Genomic DNA, 25853 nt, shown 5'->3' with positions numbered 1-25853 from the left:
AGCCATCCGTCCAGCAGTTGCCTTGCGAGCCGTCGGATCTCCCCCGCCAATGACGGCCAAATCGGCTACCGGCGTGATGTCGCCCGCCTGGACGAATCAGGTCATCTGCCATGACTCCAATGATCTTCGGGCCGGGCTCTCGCCGGCTCTTTGGCGTGTATCACGCGACTGAAGGCGCCGCAGACGCCGCCGTCCTCCTTTGTCCACCTTTCGGGCAGGAAGCGATACGTACGCATCGAATGTTCCGCGTGCTCTCCGATCGTCTCGCCCGTGCAGGAATGCCGGTGCTGCGATTCGACTATCACGGTACCGGCGACGCGCCGGGTGAAGACTTCGAGGGCGACATTCACGGCTGGGTCCGCGATGTCGGTATCGCCCACGAAGAACTGCGACGCCGCGCGGCGCCGCGCCGCATCATCTGGCTGGGTTCGCGCCTTGGCGCGGCGGTGGCCGTGCTCGCCACACAAGGCCGGTACAGCGACTTGTCGCGCCTGATCCTCTGGGACCCGATTCTCGATGGGGCGCGCTATCTGGAGGACGTACGCACAGCCCATGTCTCGGCCCTCGAGGTGTCGTATCTCAGGCCAAAGCCCGAATGGCGTCGCAGCCTCGTCGAGGACAAGGACGCCTTCACCGACGAGCTGCTCGGTTTCGCCGTTTCGCCGGAGCTGCGCCAGCAATTGCGAGCCCTGTCGCCCAGTTCGATGAAGCTGCCTCTGCTGCACTCGACCATCGTGCTGGCAGACCCCGAAGACACCGTTGCGCATACGTGGACTGTCGAGCAGGCCGAGCGCGGCGCGCCGGTGCGGCTGGTTCCCTTTTCGCACTCGCTGGTATGGACGTCCGACCCTTTCGCGGACAGCGCCATGGTTCCGGCCGAAGCTGTGCAATGCCTATGGAGGCACATCCATGAATGACTACAAGGAAATGCCGGTCCTGTTCGGGCCGGACGACTCTCTGATCGGGCTGATTGCGACGCCGGCGCAAAAATCGATGGCGCCTGTCGGATGCCTGCTGCTCAATGTGGGAGCCAATCACCGGGTCGGTCCACGCCGCATCAACGTCAAGCTGGCGCGACAGCTGGCGGGCATGGGCGTCAGCAGCATCCGCATCGATCTTGCCGGCCTCGGCGACAGTCGCCCGGCCAGCGGTGACGAGCATTTCCGCAAGCGGGAGGTGCTCGATCTTCAGGCGGCGATGAACCTGATGCAAACCTTGCTCGGCATCGAGCGCTTCGTTCTCGTCGGCCTGTGCTCGGGAGCGGGCAGCGGCCTCGCACTCTGTGTGAGCGATCCGCGGATGATCGGCTTGCTGATGTTCGACGGCTATACATTTCCGAGCCGTCGCGCTCGATGGGATCGAAGCCTTCAAAGCTTCCTGGCCGAGCGTTCGGTGACCGCACTGCTCGGGCGGGTGTATAGCAACATGCAGCGCGCGTTGCTGCCCGCACTCCACGCAGCATCGAAGGGCCGCACGGGGTCGGCAGCGGCGGCAGGGCCCGCGAGCATCTTCGCCGCGGACGACCGGCGCGCAGTCGCTGACCTGTTTTGCAGGTCCATGGGACAGATCGCGGAGCGCGACGTCGCGGTCATGTTCGTCTACAGCGCAACGCTCCAGGCCAGGGACTGGAACCGCGACCAACTCGGTCCATTCGTCAACGAACCGTTCATACGCAGGGCCGAATACCGTTTCCTGCCGGAGGTCGACCACAGTCTCTTATCGCTGAAGGCGCAAAAGATATTCATGTCCGTGGTGTGCGACTGGGCCATGCGAGTGATCCAAGGATCGGGCCGAGCCTTGTCGCCTTCCGCGGTCGCGACAGGGGAGGGCATCCGAATCCCGGAGCCGCGCGTCCCGACGGTGCTGGAGCACGCGCGGACTTGATGAGCGGGTTCACTGACCAACCATAAGTTCAAGAATCGGGAGGATGTCATGTCACCTATGTTCATACGCGCCTTGCGGCGGGGTGTCAGCGCAATTGCCATGGCCTTTGTATTTATCTTCCTGACATTGTTCATCTGGATTGATCCCAAGAACCCAAAGGAGGACGAATTTCGTGACAGCGTTTGATTGGGTGCTGGTCCTTGTCGCCGCATGTTGGGCGATAAAAGTGGCCTTTTATCGATAGCTTGTCTGGCTTGGGCGGCGGCCGAGATTCAAAGCGCCATCTTGATGATCGTGAAGTCATCCTCAAGCACACCCGGCCCGTGCGCGTCGCGCGCATAGTCCAGCAGCTTGTCCAACTCTGACTCCCCTTCGAGAACCGGACGCGCGAGCAATTCAGCAAAATCCGAGAACTCCAGCATCGAGCCGTCGGGTCTGCGGATCTCATAAGTCCCATCGCTGAAGATAAACAGCCGCGATGGCGATTCGAGAATGCACTGTCCTTCCTGGTAGCGCGCCGCAGGAGAGATGCCGACGCAAGGGCCGGACGCCTGCAGTTGCCGTCCGCCCCCCATCCCGTCGCAAGGCCCGTTCACAAGAATGGCCGGTGGATGGCCCGCGGAGGCATAACGAAGACCGCCGCTTGCACGGTGGTACACGCCGTACCAAACCGTGCAGAACAGCTCCCCGTGGCTTTCCATCTGATAAGCCAGATTGAGCGCAGTCAGCACCTCGCCGGGATTGCGGAAGTCGATTCGCGCAAGACCCTCCGAACGCAGCGTGTCCGCAACCGCCACCGATAGAAGGGCTGAGCCCACACCATGGCCACATACGTCGATGAGATACAGCGCGAAGTGCTCGTCGTCCACCCAGTGATAGCCGAACGAGTCTCCACCCAATTCGGTGGATGGAACGAATCGCCAGTCGACCACGAGCGGGCCCGACAGCGGTGCAGGGAGGATGGCTCGCACATATCGCTCGGCATCGCGCAGTTCCTGCTGCAGGCGGTCATGCGTGCGTTGCAGGTCCTCGCGGGACGAGGCAAGCTCGCGATGCGCGACAGTCAGTTCCTCGTTGGCGGACTCGAGTTGCGCAATCAACCTTGCCTCGCGCTGGCTGAGCAAGGTCATGTCGTAGGCCTTCTGCTGCACACGCCGCGCTTCCTCGTATTCCGCAGTCACGTCGAGCAGAAGAATCCAGACGGTGTTGTCATCCGCAAAGAAATGAACGTCCGCCACGCGGCCGCTCGGCATCTCCATCGATCGAATGAGGAAGGGAGTTTCCGCAAGCGGCAGCATGCCTTCGAGAAACGGGATCTGGTCCGAAGCAGCGCCCCCCGAACGGAGCTCAGCAAGCCCGTAATGCTCCAGGTGCCCGCCAGCCTGCACGAGGTTCAATGAGCCATCGACGACAAAGTGCGCGAGCACGCGCTGCGAATGCAACAGCGTCAGAAGCGAATCGGAGATGCGTGTCGGCAGATCGAGCATGACTATCGCGCAAGGCGCGCCGCCAGTTCCGCGAAGGTCTCCTGGACGCTATCGCCGGTCTTTGCGCTGGTGCGGCGAAAAGACCAGCCTGCGGCCTCCAGCACCTCGATGCGCTCCGGCGGGAGTGCCCAGTCCTCCACGAGATCGGCCTTGTTGAGCAGGACGAAGAAGGGCGTAGGCCCGATCTCCGCGGTGATGCGCTTCTGGATGGACTCCGCAGTCTCCAGCGTCTCAGGCCGTGTGCCATCCACCACGAGGAGATAGCCCGCGGCGCCACGGAGATAGCTCACGCGCACGGCGGCGATCTCGTCCTCTCCGGCGATGTCCCAGAGAATGAGCGCGATCTCTTCCGAGCCGACAGTCAGCACCTTCTTGTCGATCTTCACTCCGACCGTCGTGAGATAGGCATCCGAGAAGATGGAGTCGACATAGCGACGGACCAGACTGGTCTTGCCGACGCCGAACGCTCCGAGCAGGCAGATTTTCTTTTGCAGCATTGCTACTCGCCCACGGTTACGGAGAAGGACACGCGCCGATTCATCGACAGTTCGTCTTCGCTGGCGCCGGGTCTCAGCGGCTCCAGCGGCCCGGCGCCGCGAACGGCGAGCAATCCCTGGTCGATGCCACGCGCGCGCAGCATCGAACGCACGACTTCCGCACGGCCCACGCTGAGCGCGAGATTCGACGTGTCCTTGCCTGTGGCGTCGGCGTGTCCGACGATGGTTACCTTCACGGTGAACCCCAGGTTGCGGGCCACCTGGACCAATTCGCGCATGTCTGTTGCAACGGCATCGAGCTTGCTCTCCTGATCCGCCGCGGGTCGCGGCATTCCGAAATCGAAGTGAATGAGCTGTGACTGGATCGAGTCGCGCAGTCGAGCGTAGGTCGCATCTTCCACGTCCCTGAGTTGGCTGAGATCGACCTTCGGCGCGCCCGCGGGCAAGGTCAGCAGGTAGTTGCGCGCCTTGTCCGTCCACTGCTGGGTGGCGGTGCCGGCGACGCGAATGCCCCCGCCGTCCTGCGCGAGAAGAACTGTCGATGGGGGGCTCAGCGTCGCCTGCAGTCGCTTCAGCATGATGGCCGGATGCAATGCCTGATAGGGCTCCCAACGCCCGATGACACGCGCAGGGTCGAGGTGCGCCTTGTCCAGCAACGCCTCCGGCGCCATGGCGAGCGGATCGCGCAGCCCCGACACCAGCCACTTGCCGTCGCGGCGGTCGGCAGCCGTGACGACGATGCCTGGCTGGTCCTGCAATGCCGAGACATACGCATCGATGCGGCGGCTCTCGATGATCCGTTGCGCGAGCCAATAGCCCAATGCCAGCAGCAGTGCCAACGGAATGATCCACAGGAATGGAGAAAACTTTCTGTGCGTCTCGGCACTCTGCGACAGCAGGCACGGCCGCATCCGCTCACCAGCGGCTTCGAACGGGTCGGTGTCGCCTTGGAAATTGTCGAGTTCGGCATGCCACTCACTGTGGATGGCACCGAGCGTTTCGCCGATTTGGGTGCGCAGCATCGGGGGCGGATTGCCATGGATCACTGCGGCAAGAAAAGCCGACGGGCCTTCCTCGCACCAGAGCAGCAGGTCGCCCAAGCGCAGGCTGTCGATGCCGCGGCCGCCCGCGCCGCCCGTGCCCGCGTCATCAAACGAATCGCGCACGAAATCCTGGATCGCGGACAGCATCGCCGAGACCAGTTGTGGATCGCGCGTCGTCGCATCGTCCCTGGCGACATGCGCAAGCAGCAGGCCGGTCTTGCGATGAATGAGGAAGAGGTGTTCGACGCTGAACACGGCCGTGTGCTTGAGCACCACGTCGCGAAAAGTGCTGCCGGCGCGCCAGGCCTCGATGCGCCACTTGAGTCCGCGCCACGACAGGCTGTGCTTGAGTGCCTGATTGACCGATTGAAGCGTGCCGTCCAGCGTCTCGGCGATGGCCTTGCGAATCGCCGGACCCATGACCGGGTACAGGATGTCGACCATCGTGCCGGGATTCTTCCGGATCGACGCCTGGGTTGCGCGCTCGACGGTGGGTGCGATCACTTGGCCCAGGCGATCGTCCTGCTCGGCGGCCAGCGTAAAGGCGGCGGGCAGCACCGCGCCGACCGCGTCGGCGAATTCGCGTGGATCGTCGAATTTTTGCTGCAGCCTTGCCAGCGCCACCTGCTCGCGTTCGAGCAGTACGCCGCGCAGGGCATCCAGGCGAGGATCGGCCTCCAATCGGCTCGGCTCCGTAGCGGCCACGTCGGGGTTGACGCAGCGAGCCAGCTCCAGCAAAAGTCCGGCCAGCCGCCTGCTCCGATCGTCGTCAGAAGCGCTTCCAGGAGTGCTTGTCGCGGCGAGCGACAGGCGGGCGTTCACCGCTCACCCGTCCCGGCGCTCAGCCGCGCTCCCCGCCGTTGAGGCTCTTCGGCGTGGCGTCCTGGTTCAGGCATTTGGCGATCTCGACGAACAGCCCCGCGAGCAGATTGCGGTCCGTCTTGACATTGCTGAGCTCGGCGAACATCCGTTCGGTGGTGGTGCGCATGTCGTCCTGGCGCTTGCGCATCTCTTCGCGCAATCCCTGGACTTCATGGCTCAGGCGATCCGTGAAATCGCGTTCCTGGCGCGCCAGTTGGTCCGACACCTGCGCCAGGCGCTTCTCCAGTGCCTGTGTGTGATCGCGCAAGCTGCGCTCCAGCTCTTTGTCCGCGTCGGCCCGCAGATCCTTTTCTTCGCGAAACTGCCCGGCGACCGATTCCAGCTGCTTCTTGATCGTGGTTTCAAGATTGGTCAGGCTGCGCGACGACTCTGTCTCCAGATCGCGCATGCGCTGCTGAAAGCGGTCTTCGAGGATCGAAAAGCGCTTGTCGTAATCCTGCATCTGATTGCCGAACAGCAACTCGCGCATCTTGTCGACGCCGGACGTCTCGCCCGCTCCGTTGCCTTGGCTGGCCAGCGCCGCTTGAGCCGCCAGTGCGCTTTGCGCATCGATCATGGGTGAAGGTTTGTTGGCTGCAGTTCCCATCGAAATCTCCTCGGTAGTGGATTGAGAGGTGGCGCTTTCGGCGCGGTGAAGCGAATCCCTGGCGGCAGGAATGGACAGAAATGGATTCAAGGCGGCCTGCCGGCTCTAAAAAGCAGCGTCAGGCAATTGCGTCCGTCTTCGTGCCGATAGCTCAGGTCGTCTGAAAAGCGGCGAACGATCGGGATGCCCCATCCGCCAATGCGCGCGTCCTGGACGCTGGTCGCGCGCGCCGGTTCGGGCACCTTCCGGGGGTCGAACTCGCTTCCCTCGTCTTCGACTTCGAGCGCCACGTTCTCGCCTTGCCAACCCAGGCGCAGCAAGATGAGCTGCCCACCATTGCCGCATGCATAGTTCATGATGTTGGTCACGACCTCGGTGGAGCAGAGATCGAGCTTCAATGCGAGCTTCGGAGAAAGTCGCTGGCTCTCCGCCCAATCCTGAATCCAGCTGCTGATGCGCGAGAGTTCGCGCAACTCGCTTCCGACGAGCAGGGATGCCTTCGGCTCCCCGTCGTGATCGGACATCAGCGGCTTTCGGCGAGCGCCATCAGCGCGCTGCAGGCTGTGTCGACGTCGGGGTACACCGGGATGATCGAGTCGATGCCCGCCATCTTGAGAACCTCCGCAACCAGGGGCTGAGGGTTGGCCAACGCCATGCCGCCACCGCGCATCGACTGGGCCCTCGCGTTGATGACGAGCGTCCGGATGCCGATCGAGGCCAGGAAAGACACTTCCGACAGGTCCACCACGGCGAGAAGCTTTCGGGTCGCCACCAGCGCGGCAAAGCGGGTATCGATGTCGTGCCCGCCGATGCTGTCCATTCGGCCGACGAGACTGATCTTTTCGACACCGTCAGCCAGCTGTTCGCTTCTCAGATCCATACGGTCTCCGCGGTCGAATATCGATGGGGGTCCAGTCGGTTAGAACCTTCTTCTAGCTTACGCCGAAATCATTTCGGCGTCGATGGGCCGATCGCTCTACTCGTTGTCCGTGCGCGCAGGCACATTGCGAAGGGCTTCGACCAGCCGATCGACCCTGATGGGCTTTGTGAGGTAGTCGTCCATTCCGGCCGCGATGCAGATCTCCTGGTCGCCCTGCATGGCATTGGCAGTCATGGCCACGATGCGCGGGCGTCGCTCGGCATCCATCAGGGTGCAGATCTGCCTCGTCGCGTCCAGCCCATCGAGCTCCGGCATCTGAACATCCATCAGCACCACGTCATAGGTTTGGCGCTGGACGGATTCGACCGCTTCGATGCCGTTCGAAGCCAGGTCGGCCCGGTAGCCCATCTGCTGCAGGAGGCGCATCGCAAGCTTCTGGTTCACCGCGTTGTCCTCCGCCAGCAGGATGCGCAGCGGATGGCGCGCAGCCATCGTCGGGTCGATTTGCGGCTTGGCCGCGACGCTGGGCGCGGGCTTCGCAGCCGATTCATGCGCGAGCAGGTTGACCAGCGTGTCGAACAGTTGCGACTGGTGGATGGGCTTCGACAGATAGGCGTTGAACAGCGGTTCAGCATCGCCCGTCCCTCCAATATCCCGCCGCCCAAGCGAGCTGAAGAGCACGAGCGGAAGAGTCGGATGCTTGGCACGAATGCGCCGCGCCAGTTCGCTGCCGTCCATCTCCGGCATGTGCATGTCGAGGATCGTGAGATCGAACTGCTGCCCCTGTTCGAGCAAGCGCAGTGCCTCCAGCGGCGATTCGACGTCGCGCGAATCCATGCCCCACTTCGCGGTCTGGAGCGTGAGCACGCGGCGGTTGGTTGCGTTGTCGTCCACGATCAACACACGCTTGCCTTGCAGCTCGGCTTGCACGCCGGCAAAGACGCGGCGCTTGCTCGGTGGCGTCTCGGCGACCTGCGCTTCCATGGTCATGAAGAAGGTTGAGCCCGTGCCCGGTCCGTCGCTTTCGACCCAGATGGTTCCGCCCATCAGTTCGGCCAGCCGCTTGCTGATGGCAAGGCCGAGGCCGGTGCCGCCGTACTTTCGGGTGGTGCTGGAGTCCGCCTGAGAGAAAGATTGAAAGAGCCGGCTCATGCCTTCCGCAGAGAGGCCGATGCCCGTGTCGCGCACGGCAAAAGTCAGGTGGACCTTGCCGGTCGGCAGGGGATTGGAGCTGACTGTCAGCACCACCTCACCCGTTTCCGTGAACTTGACCGAATTGCTCAGCAGGTTCAGCAGGACTTGCCGCAGGCGCGTGAGGTCGCTGCTCACGCCCAGCGGCACGTCGCCTTCGAATACATACGCGATGTCGAGCTTCTTCTCGGCTGCGCGAGTGCTCACGAGATCGAGCGCGGACTCCACGCATTCGCGAAGATCGAACGGGTGCGACTCGATGTCCATCCGGCCGGCTTCGATCTTCGAGTAATCGAGGATGTCGTTGATGATGGTCAGCAGCGCATCGCCCGAGTCGCGAATCGTCGAAACATAGTCGTGCTGATCGGCGTCGAGCGGCGTGTCGAGCAACAGGCCGCTCATGCCGATGACGGCATTCATCGGCGTGCGGATCTCGTGGCTCATGGTGGCCAGGAACGCGCTTTTGGCTTCGTTCGCGGCTTCGGCTGCGGCGCGCGCTTCCTTGGTTTCATTGAAAAGCCGTGCGTTCTGGATCGCGATGACCGCCTGGTCCGCAAAGGTTTCCAGCAGCTTGATTTCCTTCTCCGCGAAGGGCTCGGGCGGCTGGCGCGTGACGTGAATCGATCCGATGTATTTGCCCTCCCACAGGAGCGGCGCGATCATGATTGCGTAGTTGCCCATCTGTTCGGCAATCTCCCGCATGAATGCGGGCAGGTGCGGCTCGCCGAGCGCATCGGGAATGTGCAGCACTTCAGGGCCGGCCATGGCGGTGCCGATCGCCGAATGATCGATCGGTCGCGGATAGTATTTTTCGAGCGATTCGCGTGCGGAGCCGCGATGCGCGCTCAGGTGAACCAAACCGTCGTCGCCAATCAGCGAAATGCCGAGCTGCGCGCCCGAGAACAGCCGCTGGCAGCTTTCCAGGATCTTGTCGAAAACGGGTTGCGCGTTCTCCATCGACTCGCTGATGACCTGCAACACGTCGGCCGTGGCGGTCTGCTGCTCCAGCGCTTCCTGCGTCTCGTTGAAGAGCCGAGTGTTCTCGATGGCGATCACGGCCTGGTCGGCAAACATCTTGAGCAGGTCGATCTGCCGCTGCGGGGTTTCGCCGGGTTCGGGCCAGGCGGTGGAGATCGCTCCGACGGGCACGCCGTCCTTGAGCATCGGCGCGCAGATCATCCGGCGCCTGTCGCCGGTGCTTGCCAGCGTCCGGTCGTAGGTCGGGTCGGCCCATGCGTCTACGTTGGTCACGGCCCGCCGTTCGAGGATGACGCGCCCGTTCATCTGATGAGGGTCGGGCGGGGCGGGCCAGAGCGCACGCGCGGACTCCAGCGCCTGTGCGGACCAGTTGCGCGTCGCAGCCAGACGAACCAGCTGTCCGTCGTAGGTGAAGATCGCCGATGTCGGACCTTCGAAGAGCCACATGGTGCAGTCCAGGATGGCCTCGAAAACCGGCATCACGTCCCTGGGAGATTCGCTGATGACACGCAGCACGTCACTGACGGCCGTCTGGTATTCGAGCGACTCGGTCAGCTCGGCCGTGCGCTCTTCGACCTTGTGCAGTGCGACCTGCGTTTCGTTGAACAGGCGCCCGTTCTGGATCGCGATGACCGCCTGGTCTGCGAAGGTCTTGAGCAGGGCGCGCTCGCTCGGCCGAAACGGGCCGACTTCCGTCCGCTGCATGCTCAGGATGCCGATGCCCCGGCCTTCCCAGATGAGAGGCGCCGAGAGATTGGCGAAGCTCGTCCCGGCGTGCTCGGCATGGTGGCGCAAGACCGAAGGCGCGTTCGGATCGTTCAAGACGTCCGGAATCTCCACGAGATCGCCCGTTTGAAACGAACGCTCGGCAGAGGTCCCTGCCAACGACAGCGGATAGTGCGACTGCATCAGTTCTGCAAACTCCGCCAGGCGTTCGCCCTGGATGGAGGCGCGGCCGGTCGCCGTCATCAACCAACGCGTGAGTTCGAGATTGCCCTGGTTGTCAGCCATCATCAACGCGAAAGAGCTGCCGTCGAAAAGCCGCGCACAGCATTCGAGGATCTTGTCGAACACCGGGCCCGGATCCGCGACCGAACTGCCGATGACCTGCAGCACCTCCGCCGCGGCCGTCTGGTGGGCCAGGGCGTCCGCCATCTCTCGGCCGCGACGCTCTGTTTCATCGAAGAGGCGTGCGTTCTCCAGCGCCAGACCCGTGGTTGCCGCCACGGTTTCGAGCAGCCGCAGCTGATGCGGCCCGAACGCGTATTCGCGCTCATGGTTCTGCAGCGCAATGATCCCCAAGGCGCGGTCGCTGCCGATGATCGGGACGGCACAGACCGAAAGCGCCCAGTCTGTCCCCGGTGAAGGACGAAGGCCCAATCGCGTCTGCTCCTCGCGCGTGTTGGCAGCACCGCTTTGGCGCGTGCGCAGCAATTGCGCTATCGGCTCGTCCGGCTGCAGCGATCGCGCCGGCATCAGGGGGAGGGGACGGCCGTGCTCGTACCGGTACAGCACCTGAACCATGTTGGTCTTGTCGTCCCACCAGACGATGTTCAGATTGCCGGTGTCGAACAGCTCCCGCAGCTTGTCACCCACGAGGTCGACGATGGCCTTGAAGCCCAGCTTGGCCGCCATGCCCTGCTGGATGCTGTTGATCAGAGCGAGCTCATTGGTGCGCTGGCCGAGCGCACTCTGGCGATCGGCCAACTCGCGCCGGAGGCCCTCCCGGATGCGGATGTTTGCCAACGCGCTCGCGGCTTGGCGCGCGAGGGTCTCGAGCAAGTCGCAGTCTGCGTGATCGAAACGGCCGGTAGGGCCTTCGACGTCTGCGTACAGGTAACCCAGAAGTTCGCGTTCCGCGACCAAGGGCGCAATGAGGCACGAGCGCTGTTCAATGGCTTGGGCGCCCTGCGGCCCATGGCGCAGGCTCGCCTTGCGAGTGCGGGCGGTCTCGGCCAGCCAAGGTCGGACGGCGTCGAGCAGATGGGCAGCACTTTCGCGGCGGGGCAGCGATGCTCCGGCAGCAATCAGGCCAGTCGCGGTTTCGAGCACGAGAAGGACGCGCTGTGCGCCGACGACCTCGGCGGCTTCGCTGACCAGAAGTCGTGAAACTTCGTCGGCCCTGCGGAGTGCGTTCAATCGAAGTCCGACGTCGAGCAGCCGCTCGCGCGGATTGCGCACTTTGCTGTCGGCGCGTGGCGCATGCTTCGACAGGGGTCGAGATCGGGACTCAGCCATGGGGCGTTTGCCTTCAACGATCAGCGGGTTGATGCGCGGGGGGCGCACACGGCGTGCAGTCTAGCGGCCAAGAGGCTTCCTGCACGAGCCCTCTTTCAGGGCTCCATAGCAAAACAGGCCGCTGATGCGACCTGTTTGATGGGATGCTTTGCCAAGGGTGGTTCAGCGGGTTGCGGCGTCGTCGTCTTGCATCGACGCTTGGCGCGAACTCGAAATGCTGGAGACGATGCCCACCGCGCCGGCACGGATCAGTTCCTGGCGAAGTGCGGCTTCCAGCAGCCGGCGCGCAGTGTCCGGTTTGTCGTGGTCGTACTCTTCGTCCAATTCGCAGTGCAGGTAGTAATCGACTCGGGCCATCAGTCGCTCTACCGACGCTGCAAGGTCTGTCTCATTCATAAGTTCCGCTCCTCCGAAAATCCGTCGTGCGGAGTGGATCTTGATTTGATCCGACATACGCTCCCAAGAACTGACATCAGCCTGACCCCTATGGCTTTGTTGCATTATCCACCGCTCTCACAAATGTGTTGCACTGAATGTCGCCGGAGTCCAACAGGGCGTCATGGATAAACAACCCGGGGGGTGCTAGCGCAATCCGAGTCGACTCCACGCAGAGCCCAGACGGGAAGGTCGGGATGGCACGGGCGGCGCGGACGGCGGCGGCAACAGGTGACGGACGGACAACGCCACCTTGACGCAATCCTTGATGTGCAATTCGCCCAGCGCTCGCAGTGCCGCGTAACTGAGTGTCGCGGACACGGCTTGGCCAACGATGGGAACGTATCTCGCCGCCTGTTTGGCAGTCATCCGGAAACCGGCATGGCGCGCGAGCTTGATCAGCAGCTCCCGGGTGAGCAGCCGCCCGACAAGCAAGGCGCCCACCGCGGATGCAGCCTTTTGGATTCGCTCGCGGTCATAGGGCGCGAGGCGGTCGAGCTGCGTCACCGACAGCCCGAACTCGGCGCTGATCTGCGGAATCACGCGCGAGAGGAGGGCGGCGTCGGCCGCCCAGTCAATGCCGGGGATCGGCACCGCACCCACCGCGGCGGCCATCAAGGCCTTGCGGCCGAGCAGGCGGCGGCTGCGGCGGATTGCCGCAATCAGTTGCGGATCACCTTGGGCGAGATCGATGGCGGAAGACATTCCGCCGTCATTATCAGGCGGCGAGCGCTTCCAGTTGGCCCGAAAGGGTGAGCCAGCGTTCCTCGAGCTGCTCGATCTCGTCATTGAGCGCCTTCAGCCGTTTGCCCGCGTCCGCGATCTCGGCCGCGGCCAGCGGCTGCACCATTCGTTCTTCGATCGCTGCCTTTTCGCTGCCGGCAGCTGCAAGCCGCTGGTCGATTTGCGCGAGCTCTCGTTTGAGCGGCTTGGCCTGCTCGCTGCGTTGCTGACGCTCGTGCGCATCCTGCTTGCGCTGGTCCTTGCCTGAAAGGGAAGTCTCCGGCGCAGCCGGTGCCGGCGCTTTCGCGGCCTGCACTGGTGGTGCGACGGCCACCTCGGCGGCGGCTTCGCGGGTAGCCAGTTTGGCTTCTTCGCGGAGACGCTTTGCCTCGTCCAGCAAGTAACGCTGGTAGTCGTCCAGGTCGCCATCGAAGTCGCCGACCTTGCCCCGGCCGACCAGCCAGAACTCGTCGCACACCGAACGCAGCAGCGCGCGGTCGTGGCTCACCAGCATGAGCGTGCCTTCGAACTCGTTCAGCGCGACTGCGAGAGCTTCGCGCGTCGCCAGATCGAGGTGGTTGGTCGGCTCGTCGAGCAGCAGCAGGTTGGGGCGCTGCCAGACCATCATCGCCAGCACCAGCCGCGCCTTCTCGCCGCCGCTCATGGTTCCGACGGCCTGCTTCACCATGTCGCCGCTGAAGTTGAAGCTGCCGAGAAAGCCGCGCAAGTCCTGCTCGCCCGTGCGCTCCTTGACCGAGGCGCCGAGTTCGCGCGCCATGCGGACCATGTGTTCGAGCGGCGTGTCCTGCGGACGAAGCACGTCGAGTTCCTGCTGGGCAAAGTAGCCGATGTTCAGGCCCTTGCCTTCGGTGACGGTGCCGGCGAGAGCACCCATTTCGCGCGCGATCGTCTTCACCAGCGTCGACTTGCCCTGGCCGTTTGCGCCGAGGATGCCGATGCGCTGGCCGGCCAGCACCGAACGATTCACGCCCGTCAGGATGACCTTGGGCGGCGCGTCCTCGCTCTGATAGCCAAAGCTCGCAGCGCTGATCGAGAGCATCGGATTGGGGATGTTGCCCGGCTCCTTGAACTCGAAAGTGAAGTCGGCCTCCGCCAGCAGCGGCGCCACTTTTTCCATCCGCTCCAGTGCCTTGACGCGGCTCTGCGCCTGCTTGGCCTTGCTCGCCTTGGCCTTGAAGCGGTCGATGAATTTCTGCAAGTGCGCGATCTTGTCCTGCTGCTTGGCGAAGGCGGCTTGCTGCAGTTCCATCTGCTGGGCGCGGAGCAATTCGAAAGCGCTGTAGTTGCCGCCGTAGCGGGTGAGCTTGGCTTTTTCGATATGCAGGGTCACATCGGTCACGGCGTCGAGGAATTCGCGGTCGTGGCTGATGACGATCATCGTGCCGGCGTACTTCTGCAGCCAGGCTTCGAGCCAGACCAGCGCGTCCAGATCCAGGTGATTGGTCGGTTCGTCAAGCAGCAGCAGGTCGCTCGGACACATCAGCGCGCGCGCCAGCTGAAGGCGCATGCGCCAGCCGCCGGAGAAGCTGTTGACCGGATGCTCAAGCTCGTGCGCCTTGAACCCGAGTCCGAGGATCAGCGCCTGCGCGCGGGGCACGGCGTCGTGCTCGCCCGCATCCGCCAGGTCTGTGTACGCATGAGCCAGGGCCATGCCCATGTCGTGATCGTCCGGATCGGCCTCATGGCCGGCTTCGGCGAGCGCCAGCGTTTCGCGCAGTTCGACGAGCCGCGTGTCGCCGCCGACGACGAAGTCGGTGGCCGACTCGTCGGTTTCGGGCATGTTCTGCGCGACCTGCGCCATGCGCCACTGCTTGGGCATGGAGAAGTCGCCGCCGTCTTCATGCAGCGTGCCGTTGAAAAGCGCGAACAAGGTCGACTTGCCGGCGCCGTTGCGTCCGACCAGACCCACTTTTTCGCCGGGATTGATGGTGACGCTGGCGCCGTCGAGCAGCACTTTGGCGCTGCGGCGCAGGATGACGTTCTTGAGGGTGATCATGTCGGTGCCCGCCAAGATGCGGCGAGCCTGGGGGTGTTTCTACAGCAGGGATTCGCGCGGGACCAGCAGGACCTGGTCTTCTCCGGCGCTCGTGGGGAGCCACATCACTTCGAGTTGCGGAAAGGCCGCTTCGAAGTGAGGGCGTTCGTTGCCGATCTCGAGCACCAGCACGGCGGATTCGCTCATGTGCGCTGGCGCGTCGGCAAACAGGCGGCGAATGAAGTCCATGCCGTCGGCGCCACCGGCCAACGCCAGTTCGGGCTCGGCACGGTATTCGGCCGGCAGCGCGGTCATGCTCTGCGCGTTGACGTACGGCGGATTGCAGAGAATCAGGTCGTACGGCCCGCGCACGCTCGCCAATCCATCGGACTCGATCAGCGCGATGCGCGCATCGAGTTGGTGCCGCGTCACGTTGATTGCAGCGACTTCGAGCGCCGTCGTGGACAGATCCGCCGCATCGACGGTGATGTCCGGATAGGTCATCGCCGCCAGCACGGCCAGGCTGCCATTGCCGGTGCAAAGGTCGAGCACGTTCCGCGTATGTTCGCCAAGCCAAGGGTCGATGCTGCCGTCCGCCAGCAGTTCGGCAATAAAGCTGCGGGGCACGATCGCGCGTTCGTCGACGTAGAAGGGTATGCCTTGAAGCCAAGCTTCTTTCGTCAGATACGCGGCGGGTTTGCGCGTCTCGATGCGCTGGGCAAAGAGCGCTGCGACGCGCGCCGCGTCGGCGGGCGCCACAGGGCGATCGGCCACGCTGTCCAGTTCGTCGAGCGGAAGGCTCAGTCTCCAGAGCACGAGCCACGCGGCTTCGTCGAAAGCGTTGCTCGTACCGTGGCCGAACGAAACGCCCGCATCGGCCAGCTGTCTGGCGCCGGCCTCGATCAGTTCGATGACGGTGCTCATGCGTGAAGCAGTGCTTCGAGCCTGTCCAATGTGCGGCGATAGATGTTCTTCAGCGGCTCGATTTCGGCGACCGCGATGTGCTCGTCGATCTTGTGGATGCTCGCGTTCGTGGGCCCGAGTTCCACCACCTGCTTGCAGATATTGGCGATGAAGCGCGCATCGCTGGTGCCGCCGCTGGTCGACAGTTCGGTCTCGATGCCTGTCTCGTCGCGGATGGCCTGCTGCACGGCCGCGACCAGTTCGCCTGGCGTCGTGAGAAAGGGCAAGCCGCCAACGGTCCAGGCCAGCGTGTAGTCAAGCCCGTGCGCATCCAGCACCGCTTGAACCCGCTTCTGAAGCGAGTCGGGTGTGGATTCGGTCGAAAAGCGGAAGTTGAAGTCCACCACCGCTGCGCCGGGAATCACATTGCTGGCACCGGTGCCCGCGTGGATGTTGCTGACTTGCCAGCTGGTCGGCTGAAAGTAGGCGTTGCCGGGATCCCAGCCACCGGCCTGATTGATGGCGACCAGTTCGGCCAACGCGGGTGCGAACGCATGGACGGGATTCTTTGCCAGATGTGGGTAGGCGATATGGCCCTGCACGCCCTTGATCGTCAGCTTGCCGCTCATGGTGCCGCGGCGGCCGTTCTTGATCATGTCGCCGCAGCGCTCGACGCCTGTCGGTTCGCCGACGATGCAGTAGTCGATGCGCTCGCCGCGCTCAGCCAGCGCATTGCAAACCACGACCGTACCGTCGGTGGCCGGGCCTTCCTCATCGCTCGTCAGCAGCAGGGCGAGCGACAGCCGAGGATCGGGCGTGGTGGCGAGAAATTCCTCGATGGCCACGACGAAGGCCGAGAGCGATGTCTTCATGTCGCATGCGCCGCGGCCGTAGAGCTTGCCGTCCCGGTGCGTGGGAGTGAAAGGATGGCTGGTCCATTGTTCGAGCGGGCCCGTCGGCACCACATCGGTATGGCCTGCGAAGGCGATGGTGCGCGACGCCTGGCCCAAGGCACCCGGCCGCATCGCCCAAAGGTTGGTCACACGGAAGTCCGCAGGGCCGCTTTCGATGGTTTCGAGCCGGAATCCGAGCCGCGCCAGCCGTTCGCCGATCAGGCCTTGGCACCCCGCGTCATCGGGAGTGACTGAAGGACGTGAAATCAGTTGTTCGGCAAGCTGGAGCGTTCGGGACATCGAAATTGCGAAATTGGGCTCACAGACGCACGTCGAGCGTGATGTCCGTGAATGTGGGTTCCTCGACCTGCTCGAGGATGGAGCGTTCTTCGTGCCGCGCGGCAGGTGCCTTGCGGTTCTGCAGGCGCCACATGAGGTTGGTGGGCGAATCGGCCTGCGCCAGACCTTCCTCGCGAGTGACGAGATTTTCGGTGATCAGGCGGGCGATGTCTTCTTCGAAGGTTTGCGACCCTTCGGCCATCGATTGCTCCATCGCTTCCTTGACCGCGGAGAAGTCGCCCTTGGTGATGTGCTCGGCCACTAGAGCGGTATTCAGCAGCACTTCGAGCGCCGGCACACGCGCGCCGTTCGGCGTGCGCAGCAAACGCTGGGCGACCACTGCACGCAAGGCGCCGCTGAGGTCACCCAGCAACGTCGCCCGCACTTCCACCGGGTAGAAGCTCAGGATGCGGTTCAGCGCCCGATAGCTGTTGTTGGCGTGCAGCGTGGCGACGCAAAGGTGGCCCGACTGCGCGTAGGCGATGGCAGCCGTCATCGTCTCGCGGTCGCGGATTTCACCGATCTGGATCACGTCGGGCGCCTGGCGCAGCGCGTTCTTCAGCGCGATCTGCAGCGATTGCGTGTCGCTGCCGACATCGCGCTGGTTCACCATCGACTTCTTGTTGGTGAAGGTGAATTCGATCGGCTCTTCGACGGTCAGGATGTGCCCGGTCGCGTTCTCGTTGCGATAGTCGAGCATCGAGGCGAGGGTCGTGCTCTTGCCCGCGCCGGTCGAGCCAACCATCAGGATGAGTCCGCGCTTCTCCATCACGAGCGTCTTCAGGATTTCCGGAAGATTCAGCTCATCGAAGGACGGAATGACCGAGGCGATGTGCCGCACCACGACTGCGTAACTGCCGCGCTGGCGCATGGCGCTGATGCGGAAGTTGCCGGCGCCGTCCAGGGCGATTGCCATGTTGAGTTCGCCGGTGCGTTCAAGTTCGGCGACGCGGCTTTCGTGGACGACTTCGGCCAGCAGGCTGAGGGGCGCCTCGGGCGGGAGCACTTGCGCGTTGATCGGCATGCAATTGCCGTTGATCCGGATCAGCGCCGGGGAGTTGGCCGAAAGGTAGATGTCGGACGCCTTGCGCTCGGCCATCAAACGAAGAATTCTCTCCATCGTGTTCATCGGCTCTCTCTCCTAGGTGTAGTTGCTCGCCCCCAGGCTTGCTCACTTCGTGTAGCCGCCCACCCCCTGCCGGGGGCGCCGCCAGCGGCCCGGCAAAGCCGGTTCCGCGGCGGCCTTGGGACGGGCGCGCTGCGCGCAGCCGGGGGCAGGGGTTTCATTCAGTCGCGCAGCAGGTCGTTCAGCGAAGTCTTCGCGCGGGTCTGCGCGTCCACGCGCTTGACGATGATGGCGGCATAGAGGCTGTATCTGCCGTTGTCCTTGGGCAAGGTGCCGCTGATGACGACCGAACCGGCTGGCACGCGACCGTAGCTGGTTTCGCCGGTCGTGCGGTCATAGATGGGCGTGCTCTGGCCGATGTAGACGCCCATCGAAAGCACGGAGTTTTCTTCGATCACCACGCCCTCGACCACTTCGGAGCGCGCGCCGATGAAGCAGTTATCTTCGATGATGGTCGGGCCGGCCTGCAACGGCTCCAGCACGCCGCCGATGCCGACGCCGCCGGAAAGGTGCACGTTGGCGCCGATCTGTGCGCAGGAGCCCACCGTGGCCCAGGTATCGACCATCGTGCCTTCGCCGACGTAGGCGCCGATGTTGACGTACGAAGGCATCAGGATCGCGCCCTTGGCGATGAAGCTGCCGCGACGCGCGACGGCCGGCGGCACGATGCGCACGCCGGCTTCCTTCAGTTCGCCGGCCGACAGGTGCGAGAACTTGGTCGGCACCTTGTCATAGAAGCCCAGCGAGCCGGCCTGCATCTGCTCGTTGTCGCGCAGGCGGAACGACAGTAGCACGGCTTTCTTGATCCACTGGTGCACCGTCCACTGGCCGACGCTTTCGCGGGTCGCGACGCGCAGGGAGCCGTTGTTGAGATCGGCAATCACGTGCTCGACGGCATCGCGGACTTCCTTCGGCGCGCTGGTGGCGGAAATATTGGCGCGGTCTTCCCACGCGGCGTCGATGATCTGCTGGAGTTGTTGGGTCATGGAAAAGCTCAGTTCTGGATGAATTTCACGATGCGCTCGGCGGCCTCCGTGCACTCGGCGGTGTCGGCTACCAACGCCATTCGGATGCGCCCGCGGCCGGGATTCGAGCCGGCGACGTCGCGGGCGAGATAGCTGCCGGGCAGCACCGTCACATTGTATTGAGCGTAGAGCGCGCGGGCGAAGGCTTCGTCGTCGCCTTGCCACGCGGCGGGGATGCCCGCCCAGAGATAGAAGCTCGCGTCGGGCAGGCGAACGTCGAGCACCGGCTCGAGCAGCGGCGTCACGGCCGCGAACTTGGCGCGGTATTGGGCCCGGTTCTCGATCACGTGGGCTTCGTCGTTCCAGGCCGCGATGCTCGCCGCTGCGACCGTGCCGCTCATTGCGCTGCCGTGGTAGGTGCGATAGAGCAGGAAGGATTTGATGATCGAGGCGTCACCGGCCACGAAACCGCTGCGAAGGCCCGGCACGTTGCTGCGCTTTGAAAGCGAGGTGAGCGCGATGAGGTTGCGGAAATCATTGCGGCCCAGCTTCGCCGCCGCTTCGAGCCCGCCCAGCGGAGCTTCGTCCCGAAAATAGATTTCGCTGTAGCACTCGTCCGCGGCGATCACGAAGCCGTAGCGGTCAGAGAGGGCAAAGAGCTTCTGCCATTCGTCCAGCGGCATCACTGCGCCGGTCGGATTGCCGGGCGAGCAGACGAACACGAGCTGCGTGCGCGCCCAGACGTCCGCGGGCACGCTGTCCCAGTCGACAGCGAAGTTGCGTGAGGGCACGCTGGGCACGTAGTACGGCTCGGCGCCCGACAGGAAGGCGGCGCCTTCGTAGATTTGATAGAACGGGTTGGGCGAAAGCACCACAGGCGCTGGCGATCGCGTTGCATCGACCACGGTCTGCGCCAACGCGAAAAGCGCCTCGCGCGATCCATTCACCGGAAGCACCTGCGTGGCGGGGTCCAGTTCGAGCCCATACCGCCGCTTCAGCCAGCCGGTGAAGGATTGCCGCAGCTTCAGTTCTCCCGCCGTCGCCGGGTAGACCGCGAGGGCGCCCAGGCTGCTGGAGAGCGTCTCCTTGATGAAGTGCGGCGTCGGATGCTTTGGCTCGCCGATGCCGAGGCTGATCGGCGCGAAATCAGGGTTGGGCGTGACGCCCGCGAAGAGTTGGCGCAGCCGCTCGAAAGGGTAAGGCTGCAGTTTGGCGAGCAGGGGATTCATGGTCGGAATTATCCGGGGGGCCTTCAGAGCTTCTTCACCAGCACCTGGCTCTTGCGGTCCCAGTTGTACTTGCGCTTGCGGGCCTCGGGCAGCCAGTCGGGGTTGACTTGCTGGAAGCCCCGCTTCAGGAACCAGTGCATGGTGCGCGTCGTCAGCACGAAGATGCTTTCGAGCCCCTGCGCCTTTGCGCGCTGTTCGATGCGCTTGAGGATGCGTTCTCCGTCGCCCTGCGCCTGTGATTGGGGCGACACCGTCAGCGCCGCCATTTCAGCCGTCTTTGCTTCCGGGTAGGGGTACAGCGCCGCGCACCCGAAGATCACGCCGTCGTGCTCGATGACCGAATATTGGCCGACGTCGCGTTCAATCTCGGTGCGGCTGCGCTTCACCAGCGTGCCGTCGCGCTCGAACGGCTCGATGAGCTGCAGGATGCCGCCGATGTCATCCGCAGTGGCTTCGCGCAGCGATTCGAGCTTTTCATCGATCACCATGGTGCCGATGCCGTCGTGCACGTACACCTCAAGCAAGAGCGAGCCATCGACGCTGAAAGGCAGGATGTGATTGCGCTCGACCCCGGCCTCGCAAGCCTTCACGCAATGCTGGAGATAGAAGGCCGTATCCGTCGGCCGTTGCGCCGGCGGCAGCGTCGCCAGGAGTTTCTTGGCGGCATCGAGCGGCAATTCGGTGTCGATCGGGTTGTCCTCGCTGACGGGTTGGGTCGTGTCGAGTGCAATGCCTGGAACCTCGGTCAGGAAGATCAGCTTGTCCGCCTGGATAGAGATGGCGACGCTGGTCGCAACTTCTTCCATGGTCAGGTTGAAAGCTTCGCCGGTGGGCGAGAAGCCGAAAGGCGACATCAGCACCATGGCGCCGAAAGCCAGCGCCTGGCGGATACCCGCCGCGTCGACTTTGCGCACCAGGCCCGAATGCTGGAAATCGACGCCATCGACAACGCCCACAGGGCGCGCAGTAATGAAGTTGCCCGAAATCATGCGAATGGTGGAGCCCGCCATGGGCGTGTTCGGCAGGCCTTGGCTAAAAGCCGCTTCGATCTCATAGCGCAGTTGGCCGGCGGCCTCTTGCGCGCAGTCCAGGGCGACCTCATCGGTGATGCGAATGCCGTGCGAGTACCTCGCCTGGTGGCCCTTGGCGCGCAGTTGTTCGTTCACCTGAGGCCTGAAGCCGTGAACCAGCACCACCTTGACGCCCATGCTCTGGATCAGGGCCAAATCTTGCGCGATGTTCGCCAGCTTGCCGGCGGCGATCGCCTCGCCGGCCATGGCGACCACGAAGGTCTTGCCGCGGTGCATGTGGATGTAGGGCGCCACCGAGCGAAACCAGGGCACGAAAGTGAAGTTGAAGACGGTGGACATTGGCGGGTAGAAGGGGGCGAAAAGGCGGGGCGCAAGATAATCGTCGATTTTCCCCGAACTGCTCGCCTTGTCTTCGTCTCCTCTTCGAATCGAGTTCCCTGAATCCCTGCCGGTGTCGGCCCGGCGCGACGAAATCATGGCCGCCATCGAGGCGCACCAGGTCGTGATCGTCTGCGGCGAGACCGGTTCGGGCAAAACCACGCAATTGCCCAAGATCGCGCTGGCGCTCGGTCGGGGCAAGCTCAACGCCCCGCCCGGCAAGGGCCGGCTGATCGGCCATACGCAGCCGCGCCGGATCGCCGCCTCGTCCGTCGCCAAGCGCATTGCGGAAGAGTTGAAGACGCCGCTCGGCGATGTGGTCGGCTTCAAGGTGCGGTTTCAGGACCGCCTGTCGCGCGATGCTTCAGTCAAGCTGATGACGGACGGCATCCTGCTGGCCGAAACGCAGACCGACCCGCTGCTGAAAGCCTACGACACGCTCATCATCGACGAGGCGCATGAGCGTTCGCTCAACATCGACTTCCTGTTGGGCTACTTGCGCGAGATCCTGCCGCGCCGTCCGGACCTCAAGGTCATCGTGACTTCGGCCACCATCGATGCGGACCGTTTTGCGCAGCATTTCTCATCAGTGAAGGGGCCCGCACCGACCATCATGGTCTCCGGGCGCACTTTTCCGGTGGAGCAGCGCTATCGGCCCTTCGAGGAATCGCGTGACTACGACCTCAACGATGCTATCGCCGACGGCGTGGATGAGCTGTGGCGTGACCCGCACAATGCGGGCGATATCCTGGTCTTTCTGCCTGGCGAACGGGAAATCCGGGAGGCGGCCGACCATCTTCGCAAGCACCTGAGCCACCAGCCGGTGCTGCGCAACGCCGAGGTCCTGCCGCTGTTCGCCCGACTTTCTCAGGCGGAGCAGGACCGGATCTTCGATGGCCATACCGGTCGTCGCATCGTGCTGGCGACGAACGTCGCCGAAACCTCGCTGACGGTGCCGGGCATTCGCTATGTGATCGACACGGGCACCGCGCGCGTCAAGCGCTACAGCTTCCGCAGCAAGGTCGAACAACTGCTGGTCGAGCCGATCAGCCAAGCCGCGGCAAACCAGCGCGCGGGGCGCTGTGGGCGGGTGGCGAACGGCATCTGCATTCGGCTGTACGACGAAAAGGACTTCGAGGGACGGCCACGCTTCACCGATCCGGAAATCCTGCGCTCGTCGCTGGCCGGCGTGATCCTGCGCATGAAGTCGCTGCATCTGGGCGACGTCGAGCGCTTTCCGTTTCTCGAAGCGCCGCAGCGGCGGGCGATCGCGGACGGCTACCAGTTGCTCAATGAATTGGGTGCCGTCGATGATGCCAACGAACTGACGGCCACGGGTGCCGAGCTTTCCAAGCTGCCGCTCGACCCGCGAGTCGGGCGAATGATCCTGGAGGCGCGTGCGCGCGGTGCGCTCGAAGAAGTGCTGGTCATTGCGAGTGCGTTGTCGGTGCAGGACGTTCGCGATCGTCCCATGGATGCCCAGCAGCAGGCCGACCAGGCCCATGCCAAGTTCGACGACGAGAAGAGCGAGTTCAGCGGCTACCTGCGGCTGTGGAAGTGGATCCACGACGCGCGAGGCGGCCACGGCGACACGCACAAATTGAGCAACCGGCAGTACGAGCAACTGCTGCGCCAGAACTTCATCAACGTGCGTCGTGTGCGCGAATGGCGCGACATCCATTCGCAGTTGCTCACGGTGGTGACGGAGCACAAATGGCGCATCAACGCACAGCCTGCTGGCTATGAAGGGCTGCACCTCTCAATGCTCTCTGGGCTGCTCGGAAACGTCGGCTGGAAGCTCGAGGATGACGAGGCTTATCTGGGCGCGCGGGGCATCAAGTTCTACCGGCATCCCGGTGCGCATCTGAAGAAGAAGCCCGGTCGGTGGATCGTCTGCGCCGAGCTCGTCGAGACCACGCGCCTCTTCGGGCGCGGCATCGCAAACATCGAGCCGCAGTGGCTCGAACAAGTGGCCGGCCATCTGCTCAAGAAGCAACTGCTCGATCCGCATTGGGAAAAGAAGGGCGCGCAGGTTGCGGCGTTGGAACGTGCCACGTTGTATGGCCTGGTGGTTTACAGCGGCCGGCGTGTCGATTTCAGCAAGGTCGACCCTGTCGCCGCGCGCGAGATCTTCATTCGCGAGGCGCTGGTAGGTGGGCAATGGGAAAGCAAGCTGCCCTTTCTTGCGGCCAATCGAAAGCTGGTTCGAGAAGTCGAAGGGCTGGAGCACAAGTCGCGGCGGCAAGACGTGCTTGTCGACGACGAACTGATCTTTGCGTTCTACGACGCGCAGGTGCCGCCTGATGTGTCGAGCGGCATGACCTTCGAGAACTGGTATCGAGCGCAGTCGAAGGCCCAACCGCGACTGCTGCACCTGACGCGCGATGAGTTGATGCGGCACCAGGCGGCAGGCATCACCACGCAGTCGTTTCCGCCGACTTTGCGGCTCGGCGGTGTGGACTGTGCCGCGACCTATCTGCACGAGCCGGGCGACACCCGGGATGGGCTCACCGTCACGGTGCCGCTGTTCGTGTTGAACCAGGTGAGCGAAGAGCGTTGCGAATGGCTGGTGACCGGCATGCTGAAGGACAAGATCCAGGCGCTGCTCAAGAGCCTGCCCCAGAAGCCGCGCGCCCGATTGGTGCCGCTGCCCGAATCGGCTGCGCGTCTGGCCGAAGAACTCTCCGCGCCCGAGATCTTCGGCCATGGATCGCTGACGGACGTCCTGCTCAAGCGCGTGCGCGACCAGACCAGCCTCGACGTGAAGCGGGCCGACTTCAAGCTGGACATGCTGCCGCCGCATCTGTTCATGAACCTGCGCGTGGTGGACGAACATGGGCGCCAGCTTGGCATGGGCCGCAATCTGGGCGCCCTGAAAGCAGAGTGGGGCACCCAGGCCCGAGGTGCCTTCCAGGCGCTGGCTGGGCTCAACGTCAAGGTTGCACCAGCGGCTGATGAACGGGCGCCGAACGAAGGCCGAACGAACGATTCACGCAAGATCGAAGCGCCCCCGGCAGCGCCCGCACTGCCAGCCGGCCAGCGCTATGCCGCCTGGACTTTCGGCGAGCTGCCCGAATTGATGGAGGTGCGGCGAGGTTCGCAATCGCTGATCGGCTTCCCGGCGCTGGTCGATGATGGCGACGCGGTGATGATCGAGGTCTTCGACGAACCTGCCATTGCAGCCGCCAAGCACCGGAGCGGACTGCGCCGCCTCTTTGCATTGCAGATTAAGGATGCGCTCAAGTACCTCGAGAAGAACATCCCCGACCTGCAGAAGATGGCGGTCGCGTTCATGTCGCTGGGAACGTCCGAAGAGCTGCGCGCGCAGATCATCGACGTGGCGCTGGACCGCGCATTCCTGCAGGACCCCTTGCCAACCGATGAAGCCAGCTTCAAGCGACGTGTGGAAGAGGGGCGAGGGCGACTGACGCTGATTGCGAATGAAGTCGCTCGGCTGGCTGGCGTCATCCTGACCGAATACGCGGTCGCGGTCCGCAAGATCAAGGACACGAAGAGTCAGCCCGCAGCGACTGCCGATGCCGCGCAGCAATTGCAGAGGCTGGTCGGCAAGCGCTTCATCGTCGATACGCCCTGGCCGCGACTGCAGCATTTCGCGCGCTATCTCAAGGCCATCACGCTGCGGCTGGACAAGCTGCGCGGCGACCCGGCGCGCGACGCGCAGCGCCTGGCCGAATTGCGGCCTCAGGAGCAACGCTATTGGCGTCTTTTCGCCGACCGTAAAGGCGCGGTAGACGAGCGAATGGGCGAATTCCGCTGGCTGCTTGAAGAACTGCGCGTGAGCTTCTTCGCGCAGGAACTGCGCACACCACAACCCGTGAGCGTGAAGCGGCTCGACAAGCTCTGGGCGCAACTCGAAAGCTGAAAAAAAGCCCGCCGAGAGGCGGGCTTTGTTCGGTCACGCCAGTGAGCGTGTCTTTGTTGCTATATCCGCCCCATGAGGAGCAGCACGATGACCACCAGAACCACCAGCCCGAGGCCGCCGCTAGGCCCGTAACCCCAACTGCGGCTGTACCCCCAGCTCGGCAGTGCGCCAATGAGCAGCAGGATCAGGATGATCAGCAGAATGAGTGACAGGGACATGGACTTCTCCTAGGGCGAAATGTTTGTAGGAGACCATGGTCATCGAAGGAGTGCGATCTCATCGCCGG

Annotated in this window: 20 protein-coding genes; 3 read left to right on the top strand and 17 right to left on the bottom strand. The window is 63.9% G+C overall.

What is annotated here, in order from left to right; translation table 11 throughout:
• Window positions 1-110: 110 nt before the first annotated feature.
• Window positions 111-917, top strand: a complete 807-nt coding sequence (locus AC1DEK_RS00955; protein ID WP_478123327.1) for a serine aminopeptidase domain-containing protein — start codon at window positions 111-113, stop codon at window positions 915-917.
• On the top strand, window positions 910-1884 hold the full coding sequence (locus AC1DEK_RS00950) for an alpha/beta hydrolase family protein (RefSeq protein ID WP_478123326.1): 975 nt from the start codon (window positions 910-912) through the stop codon (window positions 1882-1884). Before AC1DEK_RS00955 ends, AC1DEK_RS00950 begins: the two co-directional genes overlap by 8 nt.
• A gap of 272 nt (window positions 1885-2156) precedes the next feature.
• On the opposite strand, the gene AC1DEK_RS00945 is transcribed toward AC1DEK_RS00950, so the two are convergent.
• From AC1DEK_RS00945 to argA, 16 genes are all read right to left on the bottom strand, one after another.
• Entirely contained in the window at window positions 2157-3371 is a 1215-nt protein-coding gene (locus tag AC1DEK_RS00945; RefSeq protein WP_478123325.1) for a PP2C family protein-serine/threonine phosphatase, read from the bottom strand.
• A gap of 2 nt (window positions 3372-3373) precedes the next feature.
• Complete coding sequence (locus AC1DEK_RS00940; RefSeq protein ID WP_478123324.1) at window positions 3374-3868, bottom strand: Rab family GTPase; 495 nt, start codon at window positions 3866-3868, stop codon at window positions 3374-3376.
• Window positions 3869-3870: 2 nt separating this feature from the next.
• Window positions 3871-5733, bottom strand: coding sequence for an OmpA family protein (locus AC1DEK_RS00935; RefSeq protein WP_478123323.1), 1863 nt, complete (start codon window positions 5731-5733; stop codon window positions 3871-3873).
• Between the two features lie 19 nt (window positions 5734-5752).
• A complete protein-coding gene (locus AC1DEK_RS00930) occupies window positions 5753-6379 on the bottom strand; it encodes a hypothetical protein (RefSeq protein ID WP_478123322.1) in 627 nt (208 codons plus the stop codon).
• An 86-nt stretch (window positions 6380-6465) separates the two neighbouring features.
• Window positions 6466-6903: an ATP-binding protein gene (locus tag AC1DEK_RS00925; protein ID WP_478123321.1), complete on the bottom strand. Its 438-nt coding sequence runs from the start codon at window positions 6901-6903 to the stop codon at window positions 6466-6468.
• Window positions 6903-7259 (bottom strand): STAS domain-containing protein, encoded by a 357-nt coding sequence (locus tag AC1DEK_RS00920; protein WP_478123320.1) that lies wholly within the window; start codon window positions 7257-7259, stop codon window positions 6903-6905. Before AC1DEK_RS00920 ends, AC1DEK_RS00925 begins: the two co-directional genes overlap by 1 nt.
• 96 nt (window positions 7260-7355) lie before the next feature.
• Window positions 7356-11666, bottom strand: a complete 4311-nt coding sequence (locus tag AC1DEK_RS00915; RefSeq protein ID WP_478123319.1) for a GAF domain-containing protein — start codon at window positions 11664-11666, stop codon at window positions 7356-7358.
• A 162-nt stretch (window positions 11667-11828) separates the two neighbouring features.
• Window positions 11829-12062, bottom strand: a complete 234-nt coding sequence (locus AC1DEK_RS00910; RefSeq protein ID WP_478123318.1) for a hypothetical protein — start codon at window positions 12060-12062, stop codon at window positions 11829-11831.
• A gap of 186 nt (window positions 12063-12248) precedes the next feature.
• Window positions 12249-12806 (bottom strand): hypothetical protein, encoded by a 558-nt coding sequence (locus tag AC1DEK_RS00905; protein WP_478123317.1) that lies wholly within the window; start codon window positions 12804-12806, stop codon window positions 12249-12251.
• Between the two features lie 13 nt (window positions 12807-12819).
• A complete protein-coding gene (locus tag AC1DEK_RS00900; RefSeq protein WP_478123316.1) occupies window positions 12820-14841 on the bottom strand; it encodes an ABC-F family ATP-binding cassette domain-containing protein in 2022 nt (673 codons plus the stop codon).
• 39 nt (window positions 14842-14880) lie between these two features.
• The gene (gene prmB / locus AC1DEK_RS00895; protein WP_478123315.1) at window positions 14881-15744 is read right to left on the bottom strand and encodes a 50S ribosomal protein L3 N(5)-glutamine methyltransferase; all 864 of its coding nucleotides are present in this window, start codon (window positions 15742-15744) and stop codon (window positions 14881-14883) included.
• Window positions 15741-16916: a succinyl-diaminopimelate desuccinylase gene (dapE, locus tag AC1DEK_RS00890; RefSeq protein ID WP_478123314.1), complete on the bottom strand. Its 1176-nt coding sequence runs from the start codon at window positions 16914-16916 to the stop codon at window positions 15741-15743. The genes prmB and dapE overlap by 4 nt, the downstream gene beginning before the upstream one ends.
• A gap of 19 nt (window positions 16917-16935) precedes the next feature.
• Window positions 16936-18084, bottom strand: a complete 1149-nt coding sequence (locus AC1DEK_RS00885) for a PilT/PilU family type 4a pilus ATPase (RefSeq protein WP_478123313.1) — start codon at window positions 18082-18084, stop codon at window positions 16936-16938.
• 158 nt (window positions 18085-18242) lie between these two features.
• Window positions 18243-19067: a 2,3,4,5-tetrahydropyridine-2,6-dicarboxylate N-succinyltransferase gene (gene dapD / locus AC1DEK_RS00880; RefSeq protein ID WP_478123312.1), complete on the bottom strand. Its 825-nt coding sequence runs from the start codon at window positions 19065-19067 to the stop codon at window positions 18243-18245.
• 8 nt (window positions 19068-19075) lie between these two features.
• Complete coding sequence (dapC, locus tag AC1DEK_RS00875) at window positions 19076-20275, bottom strand: succinyldiaminopimelate transaminase (RefSeq protein WP_478123311.1); 1200 nt, start codon at window positions 20273-20275, stop codon at window positions 19076-19078.
• A gap of 23 nt (window positions 20276-20298) precedes the next feature.
• Window positions 20299-21645 (bottom strand): amino-acid N-acetyltransferase, encoded by a 1347-nt coding sequence (gene argA / locus AC1DEK_RS00870; RefSeq protein WP_478123310.1) that lies wholly within the window; start codon window positions 21643-21645, stop codon window positions 20299-20301.
• 136 nt (window positions 21646-21781) lie between these two features.
• Between argA and hrpA the strand changes: the two genes are divergently transcribed.
• Window positions 21782-25567, top strand: coding sequence for an ATP-dependent RNA helicase HrpA (hrpA, locus tag AC1DEK_RS00865; RefSeq protein WP_478123961.1), 3786 nt, complete (start codon window positions 21782-21784; stop codon window positions 25565-25567).
• A 59-nt stretch (window positions 25568-25626) separates the two neighbouring features.
• On the opposite strand, the gene AC1DEK_RS00860 is transcribed toward hrpA, so the two are convergent.
• On the bottom strand, window positions 25627-25785 hold the full coding sequence (locus AC1DEK_RS00860) for a DUF3309 family protein (RefSeq protein WP_478123309.1): 159 nt from the start codon (window positions 25783-25785) through the stop codon (window positions 25627-25629).
• Window positions 25786-25853 lie beyond the last annotated feature (68 nt).

It is taken from the genome of Variovorax sp. 10N420 (assembly GCF_056394705.1).
Note: the sequence above shows the minus strand (reverse complement) of the source record. Positions and strands in the feature narration are given on the sequence as shown.

Excerpts from the sequence above, each read along its gene's own strand:
- AC1DEK_RS00955 (WP_478123327.1), top strand. The coding sequence starts at position 111 with ATGACTCCAATGATCTTCGGGCCGGGCTCTCGCCGGCTCTTTGGCGTG.
- AC1DEK_RS00950 (WP_478123326.1), top strand. The coding sequence starts at position 910 with ATGAATGACTACAAGGAAATGCCGGTCCTGTTCGGGCCGGACGACTCT.
- AC1DEK_RS00945 (WP_478123325.1), bottom strand. The coding sequence starts at position 3,371 with ATGCTCGATCTGCCGACACGCATCTCCGATTCGCTTCTGACGCTGTTG.
- AC1DEK_RS00940 (WP_478123324.1), bottom strand. The coding sequence starts at position 3,868 with ATGCTGCAAAAGAAAATCTGCCTGCTCGGAGCGTTCGGCGTCGGCAAG.
- AC1DEK_RS00930 (WP_478123322.1), bottom strand. The coding sequence starts at position 6,379 with ATGGGAACTGCAGCCAACAAACCTTCACCCATGATCGATGCGCAAAGC.
- AC1DEK_RS00925 (WP_478123321.1), bottom strand. The coding sequence starts at position 6,903 with ATGTCCGATCACGACGGGGAGCCGAAGGCATCCCTGCTCGTCGGAAGC.
- AC1DEK_RS00920 (WP_478123320.1), bottom strand. The coding sequence starts at position 7,259 with ATGGATCTGAGAAGCGAACAGCTGGCTGACGGTGTCGAAAAGATCAGT.
- AC1DEK_RS00915 (WP_478123319.1), bottom strand. The coding sequence starts at position 11,666 with ATGGCTGAGTCCCGATCTCGACCCCTGTCGAAGCATGCGCCACGCGCC.
- AC1DEK_RS00910 (WP_478123318.1), bottom strand. The coding sequence starts at position 12,062 with ATGAATGAGACAGACCTTGCAGCGTCGGTAGAGCGACTGATGGCCCGA.
- AC1DEK_RS00905 (WP_478123317.1), bottom strand. The coding sequence starts at position 12,806 with ATGTCTTCCGCCATCGATCTCGCCCAAGGTGATCCGCAACTGATTGCG.
- AC1DEK_RS00900 (WP_478123316.1), bottom strand. The coding sequence starts at position 14,841 with ATGATCACCCTCAAGAACGTCATCCTGCGCCGCAGCGCCAAAGTGCTG.
- prmB (WP_478123315.1), bottom strand. The coding sequence starts at position 15,744 with ATGAGCACCGTCATCGAACTGATCGAGGCCGGCGCCAGACAGCTGGCC.
- dapE (WP_478123314.1), bottom strand. The coding sequence starts at position 16,916 with ATGTCCCGAACGCTCCAGCTTGCCGAACAACTGATTTCACGTCCTTCA.
- AC1DEK_RS00885 (WP_478123313.1), bottom strand. The coding sequence starts at position 18,084 with ATGAACACGATGGAGAGAATTCTTCGTTTGATGGCCGAGCGCAAGGCG.
- dapD (WP_478123312.1), bottom strand. The coding sequence starts at position 19,067 with ATGACCCAACAACTCCAGCAGATCATCGACGCCGCGTGGGAAGACCGC.
- dapC (WP_478123311.1), bottom strand. The coding sequence starts at position 20,275 with ATGAATCCCCTGCTCGCCAAACTGCAGCCTTACCCTTTCGAGCGGCTG.
- argA (WP_478123310.1), bottom strand. The coding sequence starts at position 21,645 with ATGTCCACCGTCTTCAACTTCACTTTCGTGCCCTGGTTTCGCTCGGTG.
- hrpA (WP_478123961.1), top strand. The coding sequence starts at position 21,782 with ATGGCCGCCATCGAGGCGCACCAGGTCGTGATCGTCTGCGGCGAGACC.
- AC1DEK_RS00860 (WP_478123309.1), bottom strand. The coding sequence starts at position 25,785 with ATGTCCCTGTCACTCATTCTGCTGATCATCCTGATCCTGCTGCTCATT.